Origin of the sequence: Cystobacter fuscus (genome assembly GCF_044360685.1) — a bacterium.
Classification (GTDB): domain Bacteria; phylum Myxococcota; class Myxococcia; order Myxococcales; family Myxococcaceae; genus Cystobacter; species Cystobacter fuscus_C.
In genome coordinates, this window is sequence record NZ_CP043491.1 from 10,345,517 (window position 1) to 10,371,703 (window position 26,187).

Sequence of the window (26,187 nt, forward strand, 5' to 3'; positions counted from 1 at the left end):
CACCCTTCCCGGGACACCCCTCCCGGCCTACGAGTCGTCTGACACCCTTCCCGCCGACACCCTTCCCGGGGCCTCATCGCTCCGAAGGGGCTCGGTCCGGAGGTCGCGCAGAACGGTCAGGACAGGCCGCGACTGTGCCAGCGAGGAGGCGAAGAGGGAGGGCTGCCCGGGATCGGCGAAGACCGTCGCGAAGTCCTCGGGGGTCAGTGCTCGCACGAGCCGTGCCGCGAACGTCTCGCGCAACAGCCGGGCATAGAACTCGCCGTCGTAATCCCGAGGCTCACTCACGGCGTCGTCCTCGGCTCCGGGACTCCGGGCGCTGCCGTCATCGTCCGTCTCCAGGTTGGGCAGCAGGCCCGCACGTCCTCCCACAGCGCGATAGATCCGGACTTGCTCGCCGACAGGCCAGTGGGTTCGCCCGTTCGCGAGCATGGCCTCGTATAGCAGCTCTCGCCTGCGCCCGCGCGTGGCGAGGTACTGCTCGGGCCCCTTCGTCAGCCGGACCTGGGCCGACACCTCGAAGGTGCTGACCTCTCTCCGGCGCAGCGCCATCACCGTCGCGACATAGGCCTCTCTCAGCCCCGGAATATCACCCGCCAGGAGACAACCCAGGGCCCGGCGCAGGAAGCTCTCACCAAAAGGCTCTGCCCGGCTGGAGCGAAACGCCACCCCGCGCAGGACGAGGGGCCCCGAATAGGGCTGGAGCACGTAGTTCTTCGGCTCGTGCGAGAGCATCGCGGCGTAGCGTCCGTCGAACTCGAGTTGCACCTTGGGTGGGAGCAGGGCCGCGACCTCGGACACCACCCGGCGCTCATCGGCCTCGCTCCAGTCCCGCGGCACGGCGAAGTACACCCCATCCGTGTCGGCCTCCAGCAGCGTGACGCCGCGCCGTGCCAGTTCGTTGCACAGCAGCCCCAGCACCTCGCGCCCGCGCCGTGTCACCTCGTTGGCGGCGTGGACATCCGAGAAGCGGGTGAGGTCGCCCGCTCCCAAGTAGCCGTAGGCCGAGTTGACGACGATCTTCATCGCCGCGGAGATGGCCTCATGGCCGTGCCGCTCCGGTGAGCCGGACGCCGCAGCACGCGCCCGTGCCTTGGCCGCCAGCCGCTGCTCCACCAGCCGGTCGACCAGCGCGAGCAGGACACCAAGCCGATCACGCCGGGGACCGATCCGGTACTCGCGCATCAGCGAGGGATACAGGCTGGCGACGTCCGCCTTCACGACGTGCCGTGCCACCCCCGTGGCGAACAGGTGGAGCCCCGCGCCGCTGTGGGCCGTGCCGTCACCAGGCTCGTGGGCGGGCAACGCGGCCCCCGCTCGGAGGTAGGCGCGCACCAGCAGCGGATCGATCACCCCGGTGGCGGGACCCGCGTCCGCGAGGCGCTCGTAGCGGCGCGGTGCCATGCGGGCGAGCGCGAAGGCCGCCCCTCCCAGCATGCGCGCGACCCCCGCGGCCTCCGTCACGTCGTCGCGGGCGTACCGCCGCACGCGCTCGGGGGCACGGCGGAAGAACTCGTACACCCGGGCTCCCGGGATGTACTCCCGCGCCGGGCCCGCGAGTCCGAGGTGACGCGCGACGGCCTTGAGCCCATGGCCCGGCAGATCCCGGGCCGAGAAATCGTGCCGCAGGACGGCATCCAGCGTATCGATCAGCTCGCGCCCGGGCACCGTGTGCCGTATGCGACGCGCCGCCTCGCTGAATCGCCCCGGAGTGCCACGTCCGAAGGAAGCACCTCGCGCCGCGGGGCGCTGCCGAAGGCCTGGTGCTCCAGCACGCCCGAGCGCCAGCGGTACGCCGAGCACCCGCGCCCGGTGGGCGAGGAAGGGCAGGTCGAAGCCGTGCAGGTTGTGGTTCTCGATCACGTCGGGATCGCAGGCCCGGACCCGCTCGACCAGCCGGCGGAGGAGGTCTGCCTCGGCATCGTCGCCCTCACCCTGGACCTCGAGCACCTCCGTTCCGCCCTCGGGAGTTCGCAGGGCCACGAGGAAGATGCGGTCACGGCTGGGATCGAGCCCGGTGGTCTCGAGATCGAACTGCAGACGGCGCAGATCGTCGAAGTCGAGCTCTCGAAAGTACGTGCGCCCCGAGGCGATGAGGTACTGCTCCTCGGGAGGCAGTACGAGTGCCGTCTCCGGGCCCAGCTCCCGTGGGTGCGCGAGCGGGCGGCCGAGACGCCGCGAGGCGCCATGGAGCACGGCGGAGTTCAGCGCCCGCCCATCGTCCGCGCGGAGCAGGAAGCGCAGCGCGCCCGGTCCCTCGAGTTCCTGCCACGTCACCCGGTTGGGCGCGGGTCCCTCGCGTTCGGGAAGAAGCCTCGCGCCGAGGTGCGCCACGTCCTCTAGCGAGGAGAGGAGCAGCCAGGGGCGGAAGCGCAGATCCTCCCGCACCAATTCGCCACTCCCGGGGAGCCGGCGCCAGACGAACGCGCGGCCGTCAGGCTCCGCCCAGACCGAGACGATGCCTGGTGTCGGGTCCCAACCCCAGAGCCATTCGTCCTCCCGTGAAGTGGTCATCGTGATGGCTTCAGTGGCGCTCGAAGGCGGGGGAGAGCGTGGAGCGACGCTCCCACATCCCTGGTGGTGAAGGAAGGCCCCTCCGCCCGCCTGGGCGCCCAGCCGTGATGGGTGTGGGGTGCAATGGCGCCGGAGGCTGGCCGTAGAAGGGGAGGCCACGATGCTCCAGGAGCTGCCCGCATGACTTCACTCATCCATTCCATCCTCGCGGTCCTCCTGTTCGCCACGCCCTCCCTGGCGGAGGACAGGGGAGAAGCCGCGTTTCACGACTCCACCTGTTCCATCAGCGTCAAGAAGAGCGACCTGTTCTCCCGAGGCACGACGCTGAGAGTGGAGGGGGCGCAGGGGGCACACGACGCGGTAGCCCTGGATGGGGACGTGGTGGTGCGCGCGGGTGCCACGGTGAAGGACGTGGTGGCGATGCGCGGCAACGTGACGGTGGAGGCCGGTGCCCGGGTGCTGGGCAAGGTGGTCGCGCTCGGAGGGGACGTTCACGTCGCCGAGGGTGCGACCCTCGAAGGGGAAGTGTCCGCCCTGGGCGGGCGGGTTCACGCCGCTCCGGGCGCGAAGCTGCGCGGGGAGAAGAACGAGCTGTCCCTCCAGGTCAACGGCAAGGATCCCGTCCAGCTGTTCATGGGCCAGATCTTCTCGGGCAAGGCCTTCGCCCACTGCCAGTTGCGCGTCACCGAGGGGTGACGGAGCACGGCTCGGGATCCTCTACTTTCCCGAGCGCAGCACTTGCCCTGAGCGGGCGTGCTCGGCCAGAGCATCCGCGTGAGTCCCGCCGCGAGCACGAGCCCCACTCCCGCGAGTGCCCAGCGTATGCCCCGGTGACGTGCACGCGCCGGAGCCCGGCATGGTTCGTGGTCCGCGGGCTCCATCGAGTGTGGCCACGTCGAAGCGCGGCCCCCCCACCGCTCCCGCTCTTCCTCATCCCCGGGCAGGTCGAACAGGTCCTCCACCCGCCGCGGCGCCGTCCACGAAGAGCGGCACGGACGAGGATGGATCGACCTCCAAGGTGAGCTTCCAGATACACAGCACCGGCCCAGTCTGCTTCGCGAAACCGGCTCTTTTGAGGGTGCCGGTAGATCTCTACCTTCCGTCTCACACAAGGAAGCCCCGCGATGAGCCGGACCGTGAGCACCCCCAGCACGAAGTACCACTCCGCCGATCTCTCCCCACTCAGCGCGGGCTACCTGGATTCCGCGGCCATTCCGGCTGGCGGCAACAGCGGAGCCTTGCTCCACGAAGGAGAAGACGAAATGAGCAACATCCCCGGCTATACCCATGGCACCCCGTCCGTTCCGCGCTCACCTGTGTCCCTCACCGTCTTCGAACAGATGAAGGCCAGCGTCCTGTTCGGAGAAGAGGACGTGAAGTACCTCCGCATGTCGCACGACATCGTGAAGGGGCGCGTCGAGGCGATCCTCGACGTCTGGTACGGGTTTGTCGGGAGTCAGCCGCATCTGCTCGCCTCGTTCAGCGGAAGGACGGACGGCAAGCCCCTTGGCGACTACCTTGGCCTCGTCCGCAAGCGCTTCGGCCAGTGGATTCTCGATACGTCGCGTGCCCAGTACGACCAGGCCTGGCTCGACTACCAGCACGAGATCGGCCTGCGCCACCATCGGGCGAAGAAGAACAAGACCGACGGAGCCCCCTCGACGGACGTCGTGCCCTTTCGGGACCTGTTCGCGCTCATCTTCCCGGTGACCTTTACCCTGCGCCCCTTCCTGGCCGAGCAGGGCCATTCCGCAGCGGACGTCGAGAAGATGGCCGCGGCGTGGCTCAAGTCCTGCCTGTTGCAGGTGACGCTCTGGGCCCACCCCTACGTCAAGGACGGGGACTTCTAATGATATTGCGTCCCGCGCCCGCGTGGCGGACAGCCGACTGGCTCAACACGCCGCAGCCGCTCTCTCTCGAGCGACTCCGCGGCAAGGTCATCCTCCTCCACGCCTTCCAGATGCTCTGCCCTGGATGCGTCTCCCGAGGCATTCCGCAGGCACAGCGCGTCGCCGAAGTCTTCGCGGGCGCGCCGCTCGTCGTGGTCGGACTGCACACGGTCTTCGAGCACCACGAGGCCATGAAGCTCGAGTCACTCCGGGCGTTCCTCCACGAATACCGGGTGAAATTCCCGGTGGGCGTGGACGCACCGGGCGAAGCCGGTGATCCCATCCCGCAGACAATGAGTGCGTACGCCATGAGGGGAACGCCGACGACGGTATTGATCGACGCGCAGGGACGTCTTCGCCGGCAGATCTTCGGTGTTCACGACGACCTGTGGCTAGGCGCCGAACTGCAGACCCTGCTGCTCGAGGCCCAGCCGGGCCCAGCGTTCGATGTGCGGCGATCTACAACCCAGGTGCTTCCCGCCACGGCCTGTGACGACAGCGGCTGCGCTGCGCCTTCGGATGCCGCGCCGGACTGACATGGCCTGTTGTCGATGGCGCCCGGGCTGTCTTCAGGAAGAGCTTCCCACGGAGTAGATCGCCTTGATTTCACAGTCGTGGCGGTCGTGGATTTCGTCGCGGCTATGTGCCGACACACTCCAACGCTCCCCCACCTCCGCGTACGAGGAGGGGAGTACGGGCGTGAGTGGAAGATCCTCGCCGAGTCGTTGCCGGACGATCCTCTGGAACTCGCCGTGGCCCGTGAGCGGTCCCTGGAAGAAATGAGCCACACGGCTCTCGATGACCTTGCCCTGGAGTAAGGAGGTCACATGGATCTCGGCCATGGCCCCCCACTCCATGCGGCGCACGGGGTGGACCGGAGTGCGAGCGGCTCGAACGTAGAAGTCTCGCGCTTCCTGGATGCTCTCGAGGAGAGACGCGTTTCCACTCCCGAGCCGCTCCCGCACCTCTTCCTCGAAGAGGTCGGTGGCCTTCTGGAGAAGGGTGATCATCCGAGGCAGTTGAGCCACGATGGATGAATCAGCCACATTCCTTTTTTTACGTTTGGCCATGGCCTTGTTTGTACGAAAACTCACACGACGATTCCAGGGACACCTCCTGGAGGCCCAGGCCGCCCTCCCCAAACGGAGGGGTCCTCGAGTGGGGCTCAGCGGACGGGTGGGGCCTTGTTCGATTAGAGTAGCGGGTGCACCGAGCGCCGAGGTCCATGAACCCATGAGCAGCATGGTCCTGAACAGGAGAGAGACAGCGCCGACTGGGTCCCCGGGCATTCCGCTGCCGTCCATTTCCTTCGCCGGGTGCGCGTGGCTCATATCGTACCATCTCGGCGTCATCGATGTGGCGCGCGAGGTATGCGACCTGTCGCGGACGACGTTCCTGGGGGCCTCCTCTGGAAGCCTGGCGGCGATCCTGGCGGCCGCGGAAATCAAGACGGCGGACGCACTGGACTTCATCATCACGATGGTGCGAGCCGTGGAGCCGAGGTGGTTGGGACCCTTCGGGCGGATGAGCCAGACGGTGACCGCGGGCCTGCGGCGGCTGATGCCCGAGGACACCTATCTGCGCGTGCGGGGGCGGGTCTACATCTCGGTGACCCGCCTGCCGACCCTGCGCAACCTGCTGCTGCCAGAGCGCGAACTCCGCTCGAACGAGGAGCTGCTCCGCATCGCGCTCGCGTCCTGCTACATCCCCCTGTACTACGAACGGCCCGTCTTCTACGGCGGCTTTCCCGCGCTGGACGGAGGGGCCTCGGACAACTTGCCCCAACTGGATGCCCACACGGTTCTGGTCTCCCCTACGCCTTCCTTCCAGCGCAAGCGGCTCGACATCTTCCCCAAGGAGGAGCCACCGCTGATCACCGCGCTCCTTCCTCGGGTGACGATCGTCGAGCGCTTGTTCGAGCAAGGCCGCGAGGATGCGCTGGAGTTCTTCACGACAACGCTCGCGGCGCGCGCGCGCCCCGAATGACCCGTGCAGGTACTCCTGCCTGCGTCCCGAGGCGGGAGAATGCGTCAATCCCGCGTGAGGGTACGGAACACCGTGGGCAACTCCCCGCCACCCAATCCCGCGCTGATTGCTCACTGCGGCGGAATCTGGAACGCGGGTATCCATGGCCGGGGAAGGTGTCAAAGGACTTGTTCCGATGCCTTGTCTCCTACGAATCGTCTGACACCCATCTCGACACCCATCTCGCTGCATGGAACTCTGGTACGCCCCCACTTCGCCCTTCGCGCGCAAGGTGCGCATCGCCACGCACGAGCTCGGCCTGGCCGATCGCATTCGCCTGGTGGAGGTCGACCCTTGGACCGACGTGCGCCTGCGCACCCTCAACCCGCTAGCCAAGGTGCCCACCCTGGTCCTTGAGAGCGGCGAGGTCCTCTACGAGTCCGGCGTGCTCTGCGAGTACCTCGACAGCCTCACCCCCGAGCCCCACCTGTTCCCCGCCGCGGGTCCGCAGAGGTGGCGCGCCCTCCTCCTCCAAGGTCTCGCCGACGGCGCGAGCACCGTAGCCAGCCGCCTCTTCGCCGACGAGCGGCGCCCCGCGAACCAACGCGCCGAGGCCATGCTGGCCCGCTTCACGCAAGCCATCGACGCCGCCCTCCGCGCCCTTGAGTCTCAGGCCCTCCGCACCGACTCGCTGACCATCGGCGAGGTCTCGGTCGCCGCCCTGCTCGGCTCTCTCGACTTCCGCTGGCCCGAGCGCGACTGGCGTGCCCCTTGCCCGCGCCTCGCCGCCTGGTTCCAACAGCTTGACGCTCGCCCCTCGATGCGCGACACCCGCCACCGGCTCCCGGCGGGCAACTGACGGGCGGGGAGAGGGTGACGCCCGATACGAAGACAGCTCCTGAAGGAGCTGCGCGAGCAGTACCGGGCTTTCGACGCGGCGTTTCGAGAGGCGGCGGCTCGGTGGAGTCGGGGGGATTTCTCGGTCTGCTTTCCCCCCTTCGCCTTCCCGCCGCGTGTCGCGTCACGTCGTATTGATCAAGTTCTTTGACACCCTCTCTGGACACCCTCTCTGGGGGCCACTCGACGTGGAGTCGTCAACACCTCCCAGGCTCCTGAAAGACCCTCTTGTCTGTATGCCCCGCTCTCAAACCCGACGAAAACTCAGGACCAAGCCTGTTTCGGCCCTGGGCTGCGGCCTTCCGCTATCGTATCTCGCGACGATTCAGATTTAATCACGCGGCCCACAAACTCACTGTCTACGCTTCGCAGCCCGACACCACTCAAGACTCGCTTCCGGCTGGTGGAAACCTTGGCCGGACGGGGTTTGGACCCGCAGGGTCCCTTCAGCTTTCTTCTCACCCAGGCTTTGCCTGGCGCACACGAGTCGTCTGACACCCATCTCCGAGTCGTCTGACACCCATCTCCCCATCTCACACCCATCTCGGGCATGAACTCCCACGGTCAAAAAATTCGTTGAAATCCCTGGCACTGCTTCGACATATAAGTAGAGGACTCGTGCCTACGTCTGAACTCACAGCACGAGCGAGGAGTCCTGCCATGTGGAATCTTCTGAACGCTATGATGTTGGTCGCGGCCCTCTCGTTCGCGGAAGGAGGCGACAGAGTGGGTCATGGACTCATGGGAGATACGGGCCCCTTTCTCCATGGCAGTGGCGACAGTGTGGGACATGGCGGTGGCAACGGGTAACGATGAGACCTGCGAGGCAGCCCCAAGAGGAGAGGCCCGAGAGTGCTGAGAGAGCATCAAAGAACTTGATCAGCACCAAATAACGAGACACGTGCCAAGAAGTCTCCCCACCTCCACCGCGCCGCCGCCTCTCGCAATACCGCAACAGGCCCGGCGCGCGAACCCGTGCGCCGAGCTTCACGCTATGGCGGCTGCGCGGCATCCTTGATGGGCGTCGATGGAAGCGGAGCCAACAACGCATCAACGAACGCGCGGAACATCTTCACGCGTGGCAGCGCAAGGGCATCGCCATCGACCCAACGATTGTCCTGGATTGATATTTGGATGGACTTTCCGGGCCGAAGGATCGAGCCAATCGAACCAACAACGGCCTTCCGTCGGCCCGCTGGACTCAGGAAATCCTCAAGGTCGCTTTTCTCATACGGTGGCACCTCGGATTGTACGGACTCGACGTGAATGCGCGCGGACGCGAGGAGCTGTGGATACTGCGTCTCCGCGCACTCGATGAGCAGATCCTCGAGGGTACCGGCGGTCGCGTTATCGGGAAGCACGAAGATTCCGAGCCGAGGCGGACCCTCGACCACTTGGCCCGGGACTGTCGCAAGGGGGAACCTCTCCGCATTGAGTCCCTTTGCGATCGTGTTGAATCTCGCCATGGCCGACTCGTTCTGGTCCGAGTCGAGGACGATCCCGATGGAGTGGAGGATCTCTCCGCCGGGCTGCTCGACCGTGCCACGGGTGTTGATGGTGCTGGAGAGTAGCTGGCTGTCTCCGGTGACCGAGTCGATGGCGACAGATACGTGCTGGTTCTGGAAGAACACCGGCACCGGTACCCGCTTCAGCAGATCCGTGGACCCGGGCGGCGATGGCCAGCTCTTCGGCAGGAGCGGCGTCCAGAACGGAGTGAGTCGTGGTTTGTGCTGGACCCTCTTTAGACCGTGGAGTTTGAGGAAGCGGCCTACGAATTCAAGGTCGTGTGGACCCTCGACAGCGAAATACACATGGTGCATGGGTTATCTCACTTCGAGACCACGCTCGAACCGCATCCACTTGAGCTGCCCTTCACCATAGCGCTTGGCCACGCTCCGCCCGCCATGACGGCCGAGCTTGAATGCGACGACGTCCTCCTCGGGAGTCGTATCGGCGGCAAGCAGCGCGTCGATGGCTTCGAGACTGTGCGTCGTCACGAAGAGCTGAACATCGAACTCGCGGCAGCTGCGGACAAGCCAGGAGTAGACACCACTCAACGCACTGACATGGATTCCGGTTTCGATCTCGTCGACGAGGAGGAGGCCCCCCTTCGCATTCACCACGGATTCGGCGAGAAGCAACGTGCGACGAATGCCATCTCCATAGACGCTGAGCGGCACCGGTCCGTGGATCGCGTGCGTCACGTAGAGAACCGGCTCCTCTTCCGGTTGCAGTATCTCCAATCCCCGGATTTCTGGGTCGATGAGGGAAAGCAAGCGTGCCAGCACCTCACTCGTTCCCTGCAGGCGTGCTTGGGAGTAGCCGCGAAGGGGAAGTGTCGGCATCCAATGATGATAGGCGAGCACCACCTCACAGGGCGGACCCCTGCTCTCCTTGTCAGGTCGCCGTGTGGGTTCATTCGGCCATAGGGTGAAGGAGCGCGTGTGCGATTGGCCAGCAGAGGCGAACTCGATATGGAGTTCGGCACCGGTAGTCTCCTTCTCCAGCGCTCCAGTATCCCGGCGAACGCCACGTTCCGGTCGCATCGCAACGACCCGCTTGAACCTCGCTGTCAAATCCGTGATGGGAAGTCGCCCTCCAGCCTTGATGACCAGTTCCGCGGGGTCGCCATCGGGCCGCCCGCTCGGCGGAAAAAGCCACCGGATGCGTTCGGTGTTCGAGAGGTATCTCAAAGGCACGGGCGATGGCTCCCGCTGGCGCGCGAGGCGAACCCATCCCAGCTGGTCAAGCGGCCGCGCCATCAGCGAGACAGCTTCAAGCACGCTCGTCTTCCCGCTATCGTTCAGTCCCACGAGCAGATTGACGCGACCGAGCTTCTCCAGCGTCAACTGGCGAAGGCCTCGGAACGCCGTAATGGAGAGGTGCTCAAAGGGCAGGGGCATGGCATTCTCGTCGGCCCGGGTCATACCGAAGGACCGGCCCGGTGCCGACCTCATCCGATATTCGTTGGTTTGACGCGAGAGCGCCAGAACCTCACCGCAGGTGATGCGCCCCTGCGCACACCGCCTCAGAATGCGCCCGGCCATGTGGGGCTCGTGCTGGAGCGCTCTCAATATAGCTCGGCATGGGGCACAGGAGGCGGTGGAAGCGTCCGGTACAAAAAACCGCACCCGGCCAAGTCGGAGCGCTCTCGCGCCACGCACTGGGCCCCTTGAGGCCCAGCGGGTGGAACGTGGGTCAGCGCCCGTTACTTCGCGGGGGCGGGAGCCTTCGTCGCGTCCTTCGCCGCCGCGTCGGCCTTCTTGCGCAGCGGGCAGGCGGCAATGGCGGCCTTGGGATCGATGGCGTCCTTGCCCTCGTCCACCTTGAGGATCTTGCGCTCCTCGCCAATCACGAACGTGTAGCGATTGGCCAGGTTCATCACCGGCATCTTCACGTCATAGAGAGCGGTGAGCGTCGCGTCCGGATCCGGCACGAAGGCGAAGGGCGCCTTGAGCGACTCCTTGAACTTCACCAGATCCTGCGGCGCGTCCGTGCTGACGGCCAGCAGCTGGCCGTCGAGCTTCTGCAAGTCCGCGTACCGCTCCGTGTACGCCGCGAGTTCCTTCGTGCAGCCGCCGGTGAAGGCCTTGGGGAAGAAGGCCAGGATGACCGGACCGGTCTTCACCATCTCCGAGAGGGTGTAGCTCTTGCCGGAGGTGTCCTTCACCGTGAAGTCCGGCGCGACCTCGCCGACCTGGGGGGTGGCTCCCATGAGGAAGCCCGCTACGAGCATGGAATTGAGCATGCCCGGAGGCTTATCACTTCCCGCCCGGGTGTACCCACGCCCACACCATGGCGGCCTGTCCACCCGTCATCGGGACCGGGAGCACCCCTTACCGCCAGGCTTCACTTCTCTCCCATGCGCGCCCAGATGGCGGCGGCGGCCTCCCGCGCCTGCTCGGCCACCACGGACGGGTTGACCGACAGCGGCCGGCGCGCCCACACCCGCCACACGCCATCCACCATCACCGACTCCACGTGGCGTGAGCCCAGGCCGAACACCACGTGCCACGCCAGGTTCTCCGCCGTGAGCGGCGTGGCCGGCAGGTAGTCCATGACGAGCAGGTCCGCCACCGCGCCCTCGCGCATGGCGCCAATCTGCAACCCGAACGCCTGCGAGGCCAGGCGCTGGCCATTGGCCAGGTAGCGCAGCACGTCGATGGGCTGTCCCGCGTCGCGCGAGCGCAGCCACGCCGCCTGGGCCTCGGCGAACATGTCCGCGCTCACCCCGTCCGCGCCCAGCGTCGCCCGGTGGCCGAACTTCAGCGCCGGCGCGTAACCCACCTCGGATTCCATGTTGGAGCGCGGCGTGTGCACGAGCCACGCGCCCGTGGGCAGCAGCTGCGCGAGCTCCGGCCACGCCAGGTGCCCCACGTGCACCAGCACCGTCTGGGGTGACAGCAGGCCGCCCTCCACCAGCCGCGCCACCGGGGAGCTGCCGTAGCGCTCCACCGACAGCTTCTCGTCCAGCGGATCCTCCGCCAGCGGCACGTGCAGGCCCACGCCCGTGCTCTTCACCGCCTCGGTCAGGCCCTCCAGGGCCTCCTTGCCCACGGTGAACAGCGGCGCCGCGCCCACCTGCCCGCGCAGCCGGCCCCGCGCCTTGCGCGCGAAGGACACCGTCTCATCCAGCCCCTCCTCGCGCCCCAGCGCTCCCCGGCGATCCGACACCGCATAGGAGAGCACCCCGCGCACGCCCACCTCGTGCAGCCCGCGGGCCGCGCGCAACAGCGAGCCCTGCACCGCCCGGGGAGAAGAGTGCAGATCGAAGAGCGTGGTGGTGCCGCACTGCAGCGCCTCCAGGCCCCCCGCCGTGGCGGCCACCTGCACCGCGTCCAGGTCCAGCGCGTCCTCGTAGCGCCAGCGCACCTTGTCCACCAGTTCCTGGTAGCCCTCGAGCTTCGGCCGGGGCATGCCGCGCCCCAGGCTCGCGCTCAGCCGCTGGTGCGCGCTCACCAGGCCCGGAAAGACGAGCTTGCCCGAGAGCGCCACCACCTCGTCGTCCGGCGCCGCCTGGAGGTCGGGGCCTCGGGCGACGATGCGCTCGCCCTCGATGCGCAAGTCCACGCGCTCGACGTGCGCCGGCTCGAGTTCGACGACGATGCCACCTTTCAGGAGCGTGCCCAACCCGTCCCTCCAGTCAATCCGCGGCCAGTTCAGCGCTCCGGCGTCCGCGAGCCCACCCCAGACGCCGAGCCGATGGCCACCCTAGCACCGCCTCCCCGCGCGCGTCCCCTCCTACCCGCTCTTCCAGGAACCCGCCCCCCGCGACGAGGCGGAAACCTCCGCTCAGCCAGCACGCTCCCCCTCGGTGCTCGCGCGCAAGAGGCCCAGGAGCTGTTCAGTGGAGAGCGCCGCGGCGCCATCCGCTTCCGACAGCAGGCTGTTGGCCAGGTCGCGCTTCTCCTCGTGCAAGGCGAGGATCGCCTCCTCGATGGTGCCCTCGGCGATGAGGCGCATCACCGTGACGGGCCGGGTCTGACCGATGCGGTGGGCCCGGTCCGTGGCTTGATCCTCGGCCGCCGGGTTCCACCAGGGGTCCAGGTGGAAGACATGGTCCGCCGCGGTGAGGTTGAGGCCCGTGCCACCCGCCTTCAGGGAGATGAGGAAGACGTCTCCCTCGCCCCCCTGGAAGGCCGTCACGCGAGCCTCCCGCTCGGCGGCCGGTGTCGCCCCATCCAGGTACTGGAAGGACACGCCACGCGCGTCGAGGGCCTCGCGCACCAGGGCCAGGTGCTTGACGAACTGGCTGAAGACGAGCGCCCGGCCCCCCTCCGCGCGCAGCCCGTCCACCAGCTCCAGCAGGCGCTCCAGCTTGGAGGACGACACCGGTGAGTCGGCGTCCACCAGGCGCGGGTGACACGCCGCCAGCCGCAAGCGCGTGAGGGCCGCCAGCACCGCGAAGCGCTTCTCCAGCCCCTCCGCCCTCTCGATGCGGGCGAGTGCCGCCAGGCGCGTGTCCTCGTACAGCCGGCGCTCCGCCTCGGACAGGGAGATGGGCACCACCGTCTCCACGCGGGCGGGCAGCTCGCGCGCCACCTGCGCCTTGGTGCGCCGCAACAGGAAGGGCCGCACCAGCCGCGCCAGCGCTGCACGCGCCTCGGGATCCTTGTCCCGCTCGATGGGTCCCGCGAAGCGCTGGCGGAAGGACTCGCGGCTGCCCAGCAGTCCCGGGAAGACGAGCCGGAAGAGGCTCCACAGCTCCGACAGGCGATTCTCCACCGGCGTACCCGAGAGCGCGATGCGCGCCCCCGCCTGGAGCGAGCGCAGCGCCCGGGCACGCGCCGTGTCGGGATTCTTCACCGCCTGGGCCTCGTCCAGCACCAGCGTGGCGAAGGACACGGGCGTGAAGCGCTCCAGTTCGCGCGTCAGCAGGCCGTAGCTCACCACCACCACGTCCCCAGGGCCCACGCGGGGCAACAGCGCCTCGCGCTCCGCGTCCCGGTAGGCATGCATCTTCAAGGACGGCGTGAAGCGCTCCGCCTCGCGCATCCAGTTGAAGCACACCGAGGTGGGCGCCACCACCAGCGCGGGGCCCTCGTCCGCGCGGCGCGACAGCAGCGCGAGCGTCTGCAGCGTCTTGCCCAACCCCATGTCGTCCGCCAGGCACCCTCCCCCACCCCACTCGGCCAGCCGTGCCATCCACTCGAAGCCCTCGCGCTGGTAGTCGCGCAGCTCGGCCCGGAGCCCGGCGGGCACCGGCACCTCCAGGCGCCCCGCCTGCCGGATGCGTCCGGCCAGCCGACTCCAGTCCGGAGGCTCCTGGACGTCGGCGCCCGCCTCGGCCAGCGCGTCCAGCGCGGGCACCGCCGCCGCCCCCACCTCCCAATGGCCCCGCGAGGCATGCGCCACGTCCGCCAACGGCTGGAGCTGCCCACGCAGTTCCTGGGTGATCCGCAGCCACCGGCCCTTGCCCAGGGGCACGTACCGGTGACCCCGCCGCAGCGCGTCCAGCAGCACCGCCAGCTCCATCCGCTCGTCCTCGACCCGCACACCCCCTTTCACGCTGAACCAATCCCGCTCCCGGTGCACCGACACCTTCAACCCCTTCGCATCCGGTGTCCGCACCACGCGCCAGGGATGCTCCTCCCACTCCACGTCCCACGCGGGGCGTCCCGGCTCCTCCAGGCGTTCCAACAAGCCGAGCGACGCCTCCGCGCCCTCCAGCTCGAAGCGGCCCGGCTCCGTCATCGGCAGGCCCAGCCACTCCATCGCCGAGGCCACCCGGGCCCGCTCGTCCTCCAGGTTCCGGCGCGTCCACACGCGCTCGCCCTCACGCGAGCCCCGAACGAGCTCGCTCCCCTCTCCCGGCACCCGGGGCCGGGCCCCGGACAGGGGCCTCGCGAACCACTGTCCCTCCAGGACCTCGCCACCGGTGAGCCTCAGGCGCAGCAGCAGCCCCGGCTCGGCCGGTACCTCGCGCCCTTCCAGCGCCGGTGGAAGGGAGAGCGGAAAGGCCGACTCCACGCCGCCGAGCCGATCCAACAGCTCCGCGCGCCATGCGAGCGGCAGCCGCCCGCCGTGCTCCACCACGGTGCGCAACACCGCCATCGCCGCGGGCGAGACGGACACCAACACCAGCTCCGGCGGCTCGGGCGCCTCGCCGTGCACGAGCAGCCATGGCGTGGGGGACCGGTCGCGCAGCTTTCCCCGGACCCACTCCAGCACCTCGAGCCCCTCCACGCTCGGCAGCACCCACAGCTCGTCCTCCCCCACCTCCCCCTCATCGACGGAGAAGCCGAGAGGCAGGGAGCGCACCCGCAGTGGTGCATCCCGGCGGGAATCGAGCACCAACCGGTGGCCGTGCGCGAGCAGCTTCAAGGCCTGCACCAGCAAGGGGTGGCGCTCGGCCTCGCCGTATTGCCGCTCCATCAACAGGCACAGCTCGAACGCCTGCTCCTCCTCGGGAGAAGTGAGGAACTCACGGGCCTCGGCCGTGTCACGGGACGACACGAGGCTCCCCTTCGACACGCCTCCCTTCTTCGCGGGCCGGTGCAGCAGGGGCCGCAACCGGGGCGCATGGGACTCCGCCCCTTCCAGACGGAAGCTCACCTGGGCGCTCGAAGCCGGAGCGGAGCGGACGTCCGCCAACACCCGGGCCTTGTCCAGCGCCTCCAGGAGCTTGCGGCCCGGCTCCACGAAGAGCCGCTCGGCGAGCCGGGCATTCTCCTCCACCCGCCGTGTGTCGCTCAGGGCCTCCAGCACCCCGTCCACCGCGGAGAGGGCATGGACACAGCGCGCGGGACGCGAGGGATCGCAGTGCGAGCACGCCACCGCCTCCCCGCCCTCGAGCACCCGCGACGGATCCACCCTCACCGCCCGCGAGCCAGTCGCCTCCCCCTCCATCATGTGCGCATGGCCGGGAGGCAGCTCGTACACGAGGAAGGAGGGAGGCTCGCCATGAATGACGAGGGTGAGGGAACTCGTGGGCAGCTCCCGGGGCACGGCCTGCTCACGGATCCGGCCCCGGAGCCGATACAGCCCCTGAACCAGGGGAGCGAGCCGCGCGTCCGTGGGGACGGGAGGCCCTGGATGGAGGCGCTCGCGCTCCAGTCCCCGACGCACGGACTCGACCTCGGCCTGTACCCGGGCCCAGGCCGCGCGCTCCGCCACGTCACGCTGAGCCCCGCTCAGGAACGAAGGCCGCAGGGTCCCGTCCAGGAGCGACACCAGGGGGTGGTGGGCGATCCGATACAGGAGGGAGCGCCAACCGGCCGAGCGCGGCAGGAAGGGCTTCACCTCCAGCAGGGACACACGCTCCAGGTGGGCGACCTGGTGGTCCGCCAGCCACGCCCGCACTTCCCCTGGAGTCCGCGACTCGGGAGGCGGGGCCCTGTTCCCCACCAGGGCCAGCGCCACCAGATGCTCGCAGAAGCCACTCAGGAGGTAGCGCTCGCAGGAGCAATCTCCATTCAGCCCCTCCTGGTCCAGGGAGAGCGCCACCTCGTGGAGCGCGCGGCCCCGGCCCCGGACAACCCCCTCCAGGCCCGTGGACGTCACCGCCCACCGCGTCACGCGCCCCGTGTCAGCCAGCTCCTCGCCCCGGGCGTAGACCCGGGCCTCCACGAGCTCCCTCAACCGGGACGGCTCGAGCCAGGGAGACAGCCGGGAGGGGACGGACGAGGACGACTTCGCAAGTGGTTGCCGCGACATGACCTCCAGGATAACTCCCGGAGGCGCGGCGGGCTCGTTTCCGAACCCGCCATCATGCAGGGCAGCCGGGAAGGCACCGTCCCGCCGGAGAGACCCGGACTACCCCGTGACCTTCTTCCACGAGGGGCGGGCGCTGATGCGCCGCCACCACGAACTCACGTGGGGCCGCTCGGTGATGAGCGAGGCATGGGGCGTCATCGAGAGGTACTGCAAGTAGGGCAGCCAACAGATGTCCGCGAGCGAGAAGAGATCCCCCGCGAGGTGGCCCTGCGACAGGAGGGCCCGGTCGACGACGTCGAGCGCCCGGGCACAGGCATCCCGGCCCTTGTTCACCTTGTCCAGGTCGGGCTTGCCGCCGCGCTTGAACACCAGCTCACGGACGATGTCCATGCAGTGGGGCGTGAAGTTGGACTGCTCGACGCTGATCCACTGCTCCATGCGGCCGAGCGAGGGGTAGTCACTGGGGGTGAGCTTGGGGCCCGGCAGCCGCGCGTCCAGGTAGCGGATGATGGCGCGCGACTCGTACATCGAGAAGCCCTCATCCTCCAGGAAGGGGATGACGCCGAAGGGATGCCTGGCCAGGTACTGGGGCGACTTCTGCTCGCCCTTCATGAGGTCCACCAGCACGAACTCGTGCGACGTGTGACCCTTCTCCGCCAGCGTGGTGAGCACCTTGCGGGTGCAGGTGCTCATCGGATGACCGTAGACCTTCATGTGTGTGCCTCCTCGAGGGGATTGAAGCGGCGCGAGGCTAGCGAAGACCCCGCGCGCTCATCCCGCCCCGATGCGTCCAAGGACGGGAAGCACACACTTCAGCCGGGCGCCTCAGCCGACGGCGCAGTCCTTGCCGCGCGTGGGCAGCGCGGAGGTGCCCCGGGAGAGGTACGCGTCAACGGAGCGAGCCGTCTCGCGCCCGTCCGCGAACGCCCAGACGATGAGGCTCGCCCCACGGCTCGCGTCGCCCGCGCAGAACACCCCTTGCGCCGAGGTGGCGAAGTGGGAGTCCACCTGCACGGTGCCCCGGGGAGTGAGCTTCACGCCCAGCTCCTCGGACAGCGTGTGGCTGTCCGGCCCCGTGAAGCCGATGGCGAGCACGAGCAGGTCCACCGGGTGGGCCGTCTGCGAGCCGGGAATCTCCGTGAGCGCGGGCTTGCCGTCCACCCCCGTCGTCAGCTCCACCTTCACCGAGTGCAGGGCCTTGAGCTGGCCGTCCTGCCCCTCCAGGCGCTGGGTGACCAGCCCGAACTCGCGCTGGCCGCCCTCCTCCTGGCTGGACGAGGTGCGGAAGACGAGCGGCCAGCGGGGCCACGGGTTGTTCAGGGCCCGCACCGCGGGGGGCGGGGGCGCGTACGACACCTGCATCACGTGCGCCGCGCCCTGGCGCAGCGCCGTGCCCAGGCAGTCCGAGCCCGTGTCGCCACCGCCGAGGATGATGACGCGCTTGCCGGCCGCGTTGAACCGGGGCTCGAGCGAGGCGAGGCCCGCCACCACCCGGTTCTGGTGCGTCAGGTAGTCCATGGCCATCACCACGCCGGACAGCTCGCGCCCCGGCACGGTGAGGTCCTTGCCGCGCTGGGCGCCCACGGCCAGCACGAGCGCGTCGTACTGCTCGCGCAGCGCGCGCCAGCCCGGAGCGCGGCTCACGTCCACGCCGCAGCGGAACTCGATGCCCTCCTCCTCCAGGAGCTTGAGCCGCCGGTCGATGACGGACTTCTCCAGCTTGAAGTCGGGGATGCCGTAGCGAAGCATGCCGCCCGGCCGGTCATCCCGCTCGAACACGGTGACGTGGTGGCCCGCCTGGTTGAGCTGCGCCGCCGCCGCGAGCCCCGCGGGACCCGAGCCCACCACCGCCACGCGCTTGCCGGTGCGGTGCGCGGGCGGATGGGCCTTCACCCAGCCTTCCGCGAAGGCGCGCTCGATGATCTCCTTCTCCATCTGCTCGATGGTGACGGGATCCTGATCGATGCTGAGCACGCACGCGGCCTCGCAGGGCGCGGGGCACAGGCGGCCGGTGAACTCGGGGAAGTTGTGGGTGCCGCTGAGCGCGAGGAAGGCCTCCTTCCACTTGCCCCGGTACACCGCGTCGTTGAACTCGGGGATGGGATTGCCCAGCGGACAGCCCTGGTGACAGAAGGGCACGCCACAGTCCATACATCGCCCCGCCTGCCGCTTCGCCTCGTCGGCGGGCAGGGGGTGGGTGAACTCACGCCAGTCCTTGAGGCGCTCGGACTTCTCCCGCTTCGGCGCGGGCACGTGCTTCCACTCCTGGAAACCCGTCGTCTTGCCCATGGTCTTACTCTCCTCCCACGACGTGCAGGCGCTGCAATTGGGCCGGAGGGGGCCGGCGGGAAGCGCGGCGGGCCTGGAGCACGCGCTTGTAGTCGGTGGGCATCACCTTCACGAACTGCGGCACCATCAGCTCCCAGTTGTCGAGCACCCGCCGCGCCAGCGTGCTGCCGGTGTGGTGCAGGTGCCGTTCAATCATCCCGTGCACGAGCCACAGCTCCGACTCGTCCACCAACGACTCCAGCTCCACCATCTCCAGGTTGCAGCGGCCCCGGAAGGAGCGATCCCGGTCGAGCACGAAGGCCGTGCCGCCGCTCATGCCCGCGGCGAAGTTGCGCCCCGTGGGACCGAGCACCACCACCACACCGCCCGTCATGTACTCGCAGCCGTGGTCGCCCACGCCCTCCACCACCGCCTGGGCACCGCTGTTGCGCACCGCGAAGCGCTCGCCGGCGAGCCCGCGCAGGTACACCTCGCCCGCCGTGGCGCCGTAGAGCACCGTGTTGCCCGCGAGCACGTTCTCCTCGGGCACGAAGCGGCTGTCCTGCGGCGGATAGGCGATGATGCGCCCGCCCGACAACCCCTTGCCGAGGTAGTCGTTGGCATCCCCCTCCAGCTCCAGCGTCACGCCGTTGGCGAGGAACGCCCCGAAGCTCTGTCCCGCCGAGCCCCTGAGGCGCACGCGCAGCCGTCCATCCGGCAGCCCCTGGGCTCCGTAGCGGCGCACAATGTCTCCCGAGAGCATGGCGCCCACCGCGCGGTGGGTGTTGCTCACGGACCGCACCAGCAGCGTGGGCGAGCCCCCATCCAAGGTGGCCTTGGTTTGGAGGATCAGCTCGTGGTCCAGGTGGTCCGACACGTCCTTCACCTGGGGCGTGTCACAGCGCCGGTCCTCGGTCTCCGGGGCGCGCGAGGGCGTCAGCAGGGAGGACAGGTTCACCTTCTTCGCCTTCCAGTGGTCCGAGGCGGGCAACTGCCGCAGCAGGTCCACCCGGCCCACCAGCTCGTCCAGCCGGCGCACGCCCAGGGCGGCCATCCGGCGGCGCAGATCCTCGGCCACCATGAAGAAGAAGTTCACCACGTGCTCGGGCTTGCCGTGGAAGCGCTCGCGCAGCCCCGCGTCCTGGGTGGCGATGCCCACCGAGCAGGTGTTGAGGTGGCACTTGCGCAGCATGATGCAGCCGAGCGCGATGAGGCTCGCGGTGGCCATGCCGTACTCCTCGGCGCCCAGGAGCGTGGCGACGAGCACGTCCTGGGCGGTGCGCAGACCGCCGTCCACCTGCAGGCGGATGCGGCCGCGCAGGCCGTTGTGCACGAGCACCTGCTGCGCCTCGGCGAGGCCCAGCTCCCACGGCAGACCCGCGTGCTTGAGGCTCGACAGGGGCGAGGCGCCCGTGCCGCCCTCGTAGCCGGAGATGACCACGCCGCCCGCGCCCGCCTTGGCCACGCCCGCGGCGATGGTGCCCACGCCCACCTCGCTCACGAGCTTCACGCTCACGCGCGCCGTGGGGTTCACCGACTGCAAGTCGTAGATGAGCTGCGCCAGGTCCTCGATGGAGTAGATGTCGTGGTGCGGCGGCGGGGAGATGAGCGTCACGCCGGGCGTGCTCCAGCGCGCCTTGGCGATTCTCTCGTCCACCTTGGGTCCGGGGAGCTGTCCGCCCTCGCCGGGCTTGGCGCCCTGGGCCATCTTGATCTGCAGCTCGGCGGCGTTGACGAGGTACTCGGTGGTGACGCCGAAGCGGGCGCTGGCCACCTGCTTGATGGCGCTGCGCCGCAGGTCGCCGTTCTCGTCCGGAATGTAGCGGCGCGCCTCCTCGCCGCCCTCGCCGCTGTTGGAGCGCCCGCCAATGCGGTTCATCGCGATGGCGAGCGTCTCGTGGGCCTCGGCGCTGATGGAGCCAAAGGACATGGCGCCAGTGACGAAGCGCCGGACGATGGCGCTCGCGGGCTCCACCTCCTCCAGCGGCACGGGCGTACACCCCTCCTCCGCGACGACCAGCAGCCCGCGCAGGTTGCAGTGCGCGCGGCTCTCGTCATCCGCCAGGCGGGAGTACTCGGCGAAGGCCGCGGCGTCGTTGGTGCGCGCCGCCTGCTGCAACAAGGCGATGGTGGACGGGTTCCACTTGTGCGTCTCGCCCCGGCGGCGCCACTGGTACTGGCCGCCCACGGGAAGCTGCTCCACCTCGAACTCGGCCGCGGCGCCAAAGCCCCGCGCGTGGCGCTCGCGCACCTCGCGGCCCAGCTCCGCCAGGCCCACACCCTCCACGCGCGAGGGCGTGCCGGTGAAGTGCCGCTCCACCAGCTTGCGCTCCAAGCCCACGGCCTCGAAGAGCTGCGAGCCGCGGTAGGACTGGAGCGTGGAGATGCCCATCTTGCTCATCACCTTGAGCACTCCCTCCTCGACGGCGTGCACGAAGTTGGCCTCGGCCTTGTCCGCGTCCACCGTCAGCTCACCCGCCTCGGCCATGGCGCGCAGGGAGTCCAGGGCGAGGTAGGGGTTGACCGCCGAGACGCCGTAGCCGAACAGGCAGGCGAAGTGGTGCACCTCGCGCGCCTCGGCCGTCTCCAGCACGAGGCCGGTGTACATGCGGATGCCGTCGCGCACGAGCCGCTGGTGCACCGCGGACACGGCGAGCAGCGCGGGGATGGCCCCATGGGCCGCGTCCACGCCCCGGTCGCTGAGCACGAGGATGCTCACGCCCGCGTCCACCGCCTCGATGACCTCGGTGCACAGCCGCTCCACCGCGGCCTCCAGGCTCGCGCCCTCCTCATGCAGCGGGTAGAGCAGGCTCACGCGCTGCGTCTCGAAGGCGCCCTCGTTGCGGATGGCCGCCAGCGTGGCGAGCTGCCCGTTGGTGAGGATGGGGCCCGGCAGGGACAGGCGGTGGCACTGCTCCGGCGTCTCCTCGAAGGTGTTGCCCTCGGGGCCCAGGCCCGTGGCGAGCGTCATCACCAGCGACTCGCGGATGGGGTCGATGGGCGGGTTGGTCACCTGCGCGAAGAGCTGGTGGAAGTAGTTGAAGAGCGTGGGCGCCTGGTCACTGAGGACGGCCAGCGGCGTGTCCGTGCCCATGGAGCCCGTGGGCTCCTTGCCCTCCTCGGCCATGGGCTTGAGCAAGAGGCGCACGTCCTCGTCCGTGTAGCCGAAGGCACGCTGCTGGCGCCACAGCTCCTCGCTGTCGGGCCGGGGCGGCGCGGGCTCGTTGGGCAGGTCATCCAGCGTGGCGACGTTGCGCTCGAGCCAGCGGCGGTAGGGCCAGCGCGTGGTGATGTCGCGTTTGACTTCCTCGTCCTCGAGGATGCGGCCCTCGAGCGTGTCCACCAGCAGCATGCGGCCCGGGGTGAGGCGGCCCTTGCGGCGCACCTGGGCGGCGGGCACGTCGATGACGCCCGTCTCCGAGGCGAGGATGATGCGATCATCCTCGGTGACGAGGTAGCGCGCGGGGCGCAGGCCGTTGCGGTCCAGCGTGGCGCCGATGAGCTGCCCGTCCGTGAAGGCGATGGCGGCGGGTCCGTCCCACGGCTCCAGGAGCGCGCTGGAGTACTCGTAGAAGGCGCGTCGCTCGTCGCCCATGAGCGTGTGGCCCTCCCACGCCTCGGGGATCATCATCATCATGGCGTGGGGCAGCGGCCGGCCACCCAGGAAGAGCAGCTCCACCATGTTGTCGAACTGCGCCGAGTCGCTCTTGCCCGGGACGATGATGGGGAAGAGCGGCTCCAGGCTCCCGCCGAACTTGGCCGACTGCAAGAGGCCGCGCCGCGCGTTCATCCAGTTGCGGTTGCCGCGCAGCGTGTTGATCTCCCCGTTGTGCGCGATGTAGCGGAAGGGCTGCGCCAGGTCCCACGTCGGGAAGGTGTTGGTGGAGAAGCGCGAGTGCACGAGCCCCAGGGCGCTCACGCACTCGGGGTGCTGGAGGTCCGGGTAGAAGAGCGGCAGTTGCCGGGGCAGCAGCAGTCCCTTGTAGATGAGCGTCTCCGCCGAGAAGCTGGCCACGTGGAACTGGCCATCCGGATCCAGGTCGCGATCCTGGATGCGCCGCTCGGTGAGCTTGCGGATGCGGAACAGCTTGCGCTCGAAGGCGCTGGGCACCACGCGGCGCCGGGCGACGAAGAGCTGGCGGATGACGGGCGCACGCTCGCGCGCCAGCCGGCCCAGGTGCTCGGGCTGCACCGGCACGTCGCGCCAGCCGAGCACGCGCTGACCCTCGTCGGTGACCACCTGCTCCAGGGCCGCCTCGCACGCGATGCGGGCCTCGGGATCCGCCGGGAGGAACACCATGCCGATGGCGTACTGGCGGCGCGGCGGCAGCGTGAAGCCCAGCCGCTCCCGCTCGAAGAGGCGATGGGGAATCTGCAGCAGGATGCCGGCACCGTCTCCGGTCTCCGGGTCCCTGCCCGCGGCGGCGCGGTGGCTCAGCCGGTTGAGCAGCTCGAGCGCTTCCTCGACGATGCTGCGCGATTTCTCGCCCCGGATGTGGGCCACGAATCCCACTCCACAGGCATCGTGTTCGGTGTCCGGCTCGTACAATCCATAACGGCCCGGGCCTCGGTCCAGCATCAGTAGTGCTCCCCTCGCGGCGGATGGAACCACGCGTGAACCGGCAACTCTAACGCGTTGCTTCCGGGGAGGGGAAAAAGAGTCCGCACGCCAGCGCTTGGAGCAGGCGGTCGGGCGTGAGAACGTTGTCTTCCCTAGGAGTGCAGCTGGGAGGCGGCCGGAAGCGCGGCCAGGGGCTCCAGCGAGGGGGTGGGAGCGGCGAGCGTGACGCCCGAGGGCTCACCGGAGTAGCTGCCTTCCTCCCGGGGGCCGATCAGGGCATGCACCGCGGCGAGCAGCTCGGCGCCGTGGTAGGGCCGGGCACACACGGCGGTGTCCGGCTGGGCCCAGGCGGGCCGGGTGGCTCCGGCCAGGACGATGGGAATGGGCCGGGCGCGCGGCAGCTCCGCGAAGGCCGCCAGGAAGATGCCCAGGTGGGTGGGTGGAACACTCGAGGACAGCAGCACCAGGTCCACGGGCAGCACCGAGGCCCGGCGAAGCGCCTCCACGCCCCCGTTGGCGGTGAGCACCTCGAAGCCCTCGGCGCACAGCACCCGCTCGGCCGCCGCCTCCTGCTTTGGATCCTCGTCGAGCAGCAGCACCCGCCGGGGCAGCCGGCGCACCTCGCCCACCGGCATGCGCGGCAGCGACAGGGTGAAGGTGGAGCCCTGCCCCTCGGCGCTCGCCATGGACAGCGCGCCGCCGTGCAGCCGCGCGATGGAGTCGCTGATGAACAGGCCCAGCCCCAGGCCACCGAAGTGGCGATGCGAGGAGTTGGCCGCCCGGTAGAAGCGCTCGAAGAGCCGGGCTTGATCCGACGCGGGCACGCCGATGCCCTGGTCCTTCACGTGGATGCGGGCCTGGCCCGCCAGCGACTCCACCTCCACGCCGATGGACTCGCCCGCCGGGCTGTACTTGTTCGCGTTCTCCAGCAGGTTGACGAGCACCTGCTCCAGCCTGTCCCGATCGCCGCGCACCCAGATGTGCTCGCGCGGCACCACCAGGGAGAAGGGACGCGCGAAGGCATGGCGGAACTGGTCCACCACCTCCGCCACCAGGTGGCCCATCTCCAGGGGCGCGGGCTGCAGCGACAGCCGCCCCAGCTCCAGCCGCGACACGTCCAGCAAGTCATTCACCAGCCCCGCCAGCCGCTCCACCTGGCGCTTGGACTTGATGACGCTGGAGAGCTCCACCGGCAGGCCCTGCGCGATTCTCCGCTCCATGGAGTAGAGCGTGAGCTTGAGCGGGGTCAGCGGCGTCTTGAGCTCGTGCGAGGCGATGGACATGAACTCCTCGCGCACCCGCAGGGCCGCCTGGGCCTCGCGCAACAGGCGCGCGTTCTGCACGGACACCGCCACCTGCCCGGCCGCGGCGCTCCACAACTCCAGCTCGCGCAGCGAGAAGGAGCGGCCCTGTTCCTTGTAGAGCACGAGCAGCCCCAGGGCGCGCTTCTGCGACAGCAGGGGCACCGCGGCGAAGATGGAGCCGGCCGAGTCCCCCACCCCGCGCTGCACCCCAATCTGGGGCTGGCGGGTGACGAGCGCCGCCTCGAAGGAGTCGGCGTGCTGGTCCAGCGCATCGTCGGGCGTCTCGGTGTTGGCCAGATCCGACACCGCCACCCGGCGAGGCGCCTGGCCATCCTCGGCGAGGAACACCTCCGCCCGTCGCACCTGGGCGCAGCGCACCACCGCCAGCACCGCCGCCTTGCACACGCTGTCCACGTCCAGCGTCTCGCCCACCTCGCGGGCGATCTCCTGCAGCGCCTGGGAGAAGGCCACGTCGTCGTCGGCGCCCGAGGACTCGAAGAGCAACCAGGCCCCCGGGGGCATGCCGGGACGACAGGGCCGCGCCTGGATGCGCGTCTGCTTGAGTCCCACGGTGATGACGTGGCCCGAGTGGCTGCGTCCCTCGCGCAGGGCCCGCTCCAGGTCATCCCGGCCCCGCCCGGACTCCAGCGCGGAGAGCACGGAGTCGCCCACCTTGAGCGCCACTCCCGTCTTGGCGGTGAAGCCCGGCTCCAGCCACTCCACCCGCAGATCCGCGCCCAAGCGCATCACCCCTTGGGGAACGCACGCGATCAGATCTTGGAAATCAGGCGGCAGCATGGGGGACAACATGAGGAGTTACGCCCTGCCTCGCTCGCCGACAAGGTGGCCCGGTTCACTCCTGCCTTCCCAGGTGTCGATCTCGTTGAGGGCCGGACAACCCGACAGCCCAGGAGGCGGGAGAGCGTTCACCATTGGCGACTGGAATCCCCGAGGTGTGTGTTAGACGACATCCGCCATGGCTTCTCAACGTGCCCCGTCCCAACCCACCCAGCCCACCAAGGAGCTGCAGGCCTTCCCCAACCCCGCGCCGGATCGCGACTACGAGATCGCCTTCGACGTGCCGGAGTTCACCTGCGTCTGTCCCCTCACGGGGCAGCCGGACTTCGCCCGGTTCCGGATCCGCTACGTGCCGGACACACTATGCGTGGAACTCAAGAGCCTCAAGCTCTACATGTGGTCCTACCGCAATGAGGGCGCCTTCCACGAGAAGGTGACCAACACGATCGCCGACGACATCGTGCGCGCCATCCAGCCGCGCAAGCTCACGGTGGAGGGGGACTTCTTCGTGCGCGGCGGTATCGGCACGGTGATCACCGTCACCCACGAGAAGCCGGCCCGGAGCGCGAAGAAGGCCGCCCCGGCGCGCCGCAAGTAGACCCCCGTCAGGGGTCCGCCCGCATCTTCGCTTCCAGCTCCTTCGCGCGCGCGTCCGCCTCCGACTCGATGCGGCTGGCGGCGCCGCGCACGTTGTCGAGCTGCCGCTTGGGCGCGCTGGTGCCCGAGGCGGTGGAGTCCACCGCCGCCGCGCGATTCAGGGCGTACCACGCACCGCCCCCGAGCAGGGCGAGACCAAGAACCGCGGTGAGAATCTTTCCCATGGAGCCACTCCGGA

General features: G+C 69.2%; 18 protein-coding genes. 6 read left to right on the top strand and 12 right to left on the bottom strand.

Annotated elements, in window-relative coordinates:
• Positions 1-27: 27 nt before the first annotated feature.
• Complete coding sequence (locus F0U63_RS42380) at positions 28-2,514, bottom strand: ribonuclease H-like domain-containing protein (RefSeq protein WP_395839742.1); 2,487 nt, start codon at positions 2,512-2,514, stop codon at positions 28-30.
• A gap of 180 nt (positions 2,515-2,694) precedes the next feature.
• Between F0U63_RS42380 and F0U63_RS42385 the strand changes: the two genes are divergently transcribed.
• From F0U63_RS42385 to F0U63_RS42395, 3 genes are all read left to right on the top strand, one after another.
• Positions 2,695-3,210, top strand: a complete 516-nt coding sequence (locus F0U63_RS42385; RefSeq protein WP_395839745.1) for a hypothetical protein — start codon at positions 2,695-2,697, stop codon at positions 3,208-3,210.
• A gap of 428 nt (positions 3,211-3,638) precedes the next feature.
• Positions 3,639-4,364 carry a protoglobin domain-containing protein gene (locus F0U63_RS42390; protein WP_395839747.1) on the top strand — a complete coding sequence of 242 codons (726 nt, stop codon included), beginning with the start codon at positions 3,639-3,641 and terminating at the stop codon, positions 4,362-4,364.
• Positions 4,364-4,939: a redoxin domain-containing protein gene (locus tag F0U63_RS42395; RefSeq protein WP_395839750.1), complete on the top strand. Its 576-nt coding sequence runs from the start codon at positions 4,364-4,366 to the stop codon at positions 4,937-4,939. The genes F0U63_RS42390 and F0U63_RS42395 overlap by 1 nt, the downstream gene beginning before the upstream one ends.
• 33 nt (positions 4,940-4,972) lie before the next feature.
• Here the strand turns inward: F0U63_RS42395 and F0U63_RS42400 are convergent, their stop codons facing one another.
• On the bottom strand, positions 4,973-5,413 hold the full coding sequence (locus F0U63_RS42400; RefSeq protein ID WP_395839752.1) for a hypothetical protein: 441 nt from the start codon (positions 5,411-5,413) through the stop codon (positions 4,973-4,975).
• Between the two features lie 232 nt (positions 5,414-5,645).
• Between F0U63_RS42400 and F0U63_RS42405 the strand changes: the two genes are divergently transcribed.
• Positions 5,646-6,389, top strand: a complete 744-nt coding sequence (locus F0U63_RS42405; protein WP_395848511.1) for a patatin-like phospholipase family protein — start codon at positions 5,646-5,648, stop codon at positions 6,387-6,389.
• A gap of 229 nt (positions 6,390-6,618) precedes the next feature.
• On the top strand, positions 6,619-7,227 hold the full coding sequence (locus F0U63_RS42410) for a glutathione S-transferase family protein (protein WP_395839755.1): 609 nt from the start codon (positions 6,619-6,621) through the stop codon (positions 7,225-7,227).
• Positions 7,228-8,257: 1,030 nt separating this feature from the next.
• Here F0U63_RS42410 and F0U63_RS42415 read toward each other — a convergent pair.
• The 9 genes from F0U63_RS42415 to F0U63_RS42455 all read right to left on the bottom strand — a co-directional run bounded on the left by F0U63_RS42415 (position 8,258) and on the right by F0U63_RS42455 (position 25,352).
• Complete coding sequence (locus F0U63_RS42415) at positions 8,258-9,085, bottom strand: DUF3226 domain-containing protein (protein WP_395839757.1); 828 nt, start codon at positions 9,083-9,085, stop codon at positions 8,258-8,260.
• 3 nt (positions 9,086-9,088) lie between these two features.
• Entirely contained in the window at positions 9,089-10,312 is a 1,224-nt protein-coding gene (locus tag F0U63_RS42420) for an ATP/GTP-binding protein (protein WP_395839760.1), read from the bottom strand.
• Positions 10,313-10,473: 161 nt separating this feature from the next.
• Positions 10,474-11,013 (bottom strand): peroxiredoxin, encoded by a 540-nt coding sequence (locus F0U63_RS42425; protein ID WP_395839763.1) that lies wholly within the window; start codon positions 11,011-11,013, stop codon positions 10,474-10,476.
• Positions 11,014-11,114: 101 nt separating this feature from the next.
• The gene (locus F0U63_RS42430; RefSeq protein WP_395839767.1) at positions 11,115-12,395 is read right to left on the bottom strand and encodes an amidohydrolase family protein; all 1,281 of its coding nucleotides are present in this window, start codon (positions 12,393-12,395) and stop codon (positions 11,115-11,117) included.
• A gap of 162 nt (positions 12,396-12,557) precedes the next feature.
• Positions 12,558-16,421, bottom strand: a complete 3,864-nt coding sequence (locus F0U63_RS42435; protein WP_395839769.1) for an SNF2-related protein — start codon at positions 16,419-16,421, stop codon at positions 12,558-12,560.
• A 99-nt stretch (positions 16,422-16,520) separates the two neighbouring features.
• A complete protein-coding gene (locus F0U63_RS42440) occupies positions 16,521-17,135 on the bottom strand; it encodes a glutathione S-transferase family protein (protein ID WP_395839772.1) in 615 nt (204 codons plus the stop codon).
• A gap of 111 nt (positions 17,136-17,246) precedes the next feature.
• On the bottom strand, positions 17,247-18,710 hold the full coding sequence (locus tag F0U63_RS42445; protein ID WP_395839774.1) for a glutamate synthase subunit beta: 1,464 nt from the start codon (positions 18,708-18,710) through the stop codon (positions 17,247-17,249).
• Between the two features lie 4 nt (positions 18,711-18,714).
• The gene (gltB, locus tag F0U63_RS42450) at positions 18,715-23,268 is read right to left on the bottom strand and encodes a glutamate synthase large subunit (RefSeq protein WP_395839777.1); all 4,554 of its coding nucleotides are present in this window, start codon (positions 23,266-23,268) and stop codon (positions 18,715-18,717) included.
• Between the two features lie 134 nt (positions 23,269-23,402).
• Complete coding sequence (locus F0U63_RS42455; protein ID WP_395848512.1) at positions 23,403-25,352, bottom strand: ATP-binding protein; 1,950 nt, start codon at positions 25,350-25,352, stop codon at positions 23,403-23,405.
• Between the two features lie 178 nt (positions 25,353-25,530).
• Here F0U63_RS42455 and queF point away from each other — a divergent pair, with 178 nt between their 5' ends.
• Positions 25,531-25,950 carry a preQ(1) synthase gene (gene queF, locus F0U63_RS42460; protein ID WP_395839780.1) on the top strand — a complete coding sequence of 140 codons (420 nt, stop codon included), beginning with the start codon at positions 25,531-25,533 and terminating at the stop codon, positions 25,948-25,950.
• Between the two features lie 7 nt (positions 25,951-25,957).
• Here queF and F0U63_RS42465 read toward each other — a convergent pair whose 3' ends face one another.
• Positions 25,958-26,173: a hypothetical protein gene (locus F0U63_RS42465; RefSeq protein ID WP_395839783.1), complete on the bottom strand. Its 216-nt coding sequence runs from the start codon at positions 26,171-26,173 to the stop codon at positions 25,958-25,960.
• Positions 26,174-26,187: the final 14 nt, after the last annotated feature.

Coding starts and splice junctions, on each gene's coding strand:
- F0U63_RS42380 (WP_395839742.1), bottom strand. CDS start 2,514: ATGACCACTTCACGGGAGGACGAATGGCTCTGGGGTTGGGACCCGACA.
- F0U63_RS42385 (WP_395839745.1), top strand. CDS start 2,695: ATGACTTCACTCATCCATTCCATCCTCGCGGTCCTCCTGTTCGCCACG.
- F0U63_RS42390 (WP_395839747.1), top strand. CDS start 3,639: ATGAGCCGGACCGTGAGCACCCCCAGCACGAAGTACCACTCCGCCGAT.
- F0U63_RS42395 (WP_395839750.1), top strand. CDS start 4,364: ATGATATTGCGTCCCGCGCCCGCGTGGCGGACAGCCGACTGGCTCAAC.
- F0U63_RS42400 (WP_395839752.1), bottom strand. CDS start 5,413: ATGATCACCCTTCTCCAGAAGGCCACCGACCTCTTCGAGGAAGAGGTG.
- F0U63_RS42405 (WP_395848511.1), top strand. CDS start 5,646: ATGGTCCTGAACAGGAGAGAGACAGCGCCGACTGGGTCCCCGGGCATT.
- F0U63_RS42410 (WP_395839755.1), top strand. CDS start 6,619: ATGGAACTCTGGTACGCCCCCACTTCGCCCTTCGCGCGCAAGGTGCGC.
- F0U63_RS42415 (WP_395839757.1), bottom strand. CDS start 9,085: ATGCACCATGTGTATTTCGCTGTCGAGGGTCCACACGACCTTGAATTC.
- F0U63_RS42420 (WP_395839760.1), bottom strand. CDS start 10,312: ATGGCCGGGCGCATTCTGAGGCGGTGTGCGCAGGGGCGCATCACCTGC.
- F0U63_RS42425 (WP_395839763.1), bottom strand. CDS start 11,013: ATGCTCAATTCCATGCTCGTAGCGGGCTTCCTCATGGGAGCCACCCCC.
- F0U63_RS42435 (WP_395839769.1), bottom strand. CDS start 16,421: ATGTCGCGGCAACCACTTGCGAAGTCGTCCTCGTCCGTCCCCTCCCGG.
- F0U63_RS42440 (WP_395839772.1), bottom strand. CDS start 17,135: ATGAAGGTCTACGGTCATCCGATGAGCACCTGCACCCGCAAGGTGCTC.
- F0U63_RS42445 (WP_395839774.1), bottom strand. CDS start 18,710: ATGGGCAAGACGACGGGTTTCCAGGAGTGGAAGCACGTGCCCGCGCCG.
- gltB (WP_395839777.1), bottom strand. CDS start 23,268: ATGCTGGACCGAGGCCCGGGCCGTTATGGATTGTACGAGCCGGACACC.
- F0U63_RS42455 (WP_395848512.1), bottom strand. CDS start 25,352: ATGCTGCCGCCTGATTTCCAAGATCTGATCGCGTGCGTTCCCCAAGGG.
- queF (WP_395839780.1), top strand. CDS start 25,531: ATGGCTTCTCAACGTGCCCCGTCCCAACCCACCCAGCCCACCAAGGAG.
- F0U63_RS42465 (WP_395839783.1), bottom strand. CDS start 26,173: ATGGGAAAGATTCTCACCGCGGTTCTTGGTCTCGCCCTGCTCGGGGGC.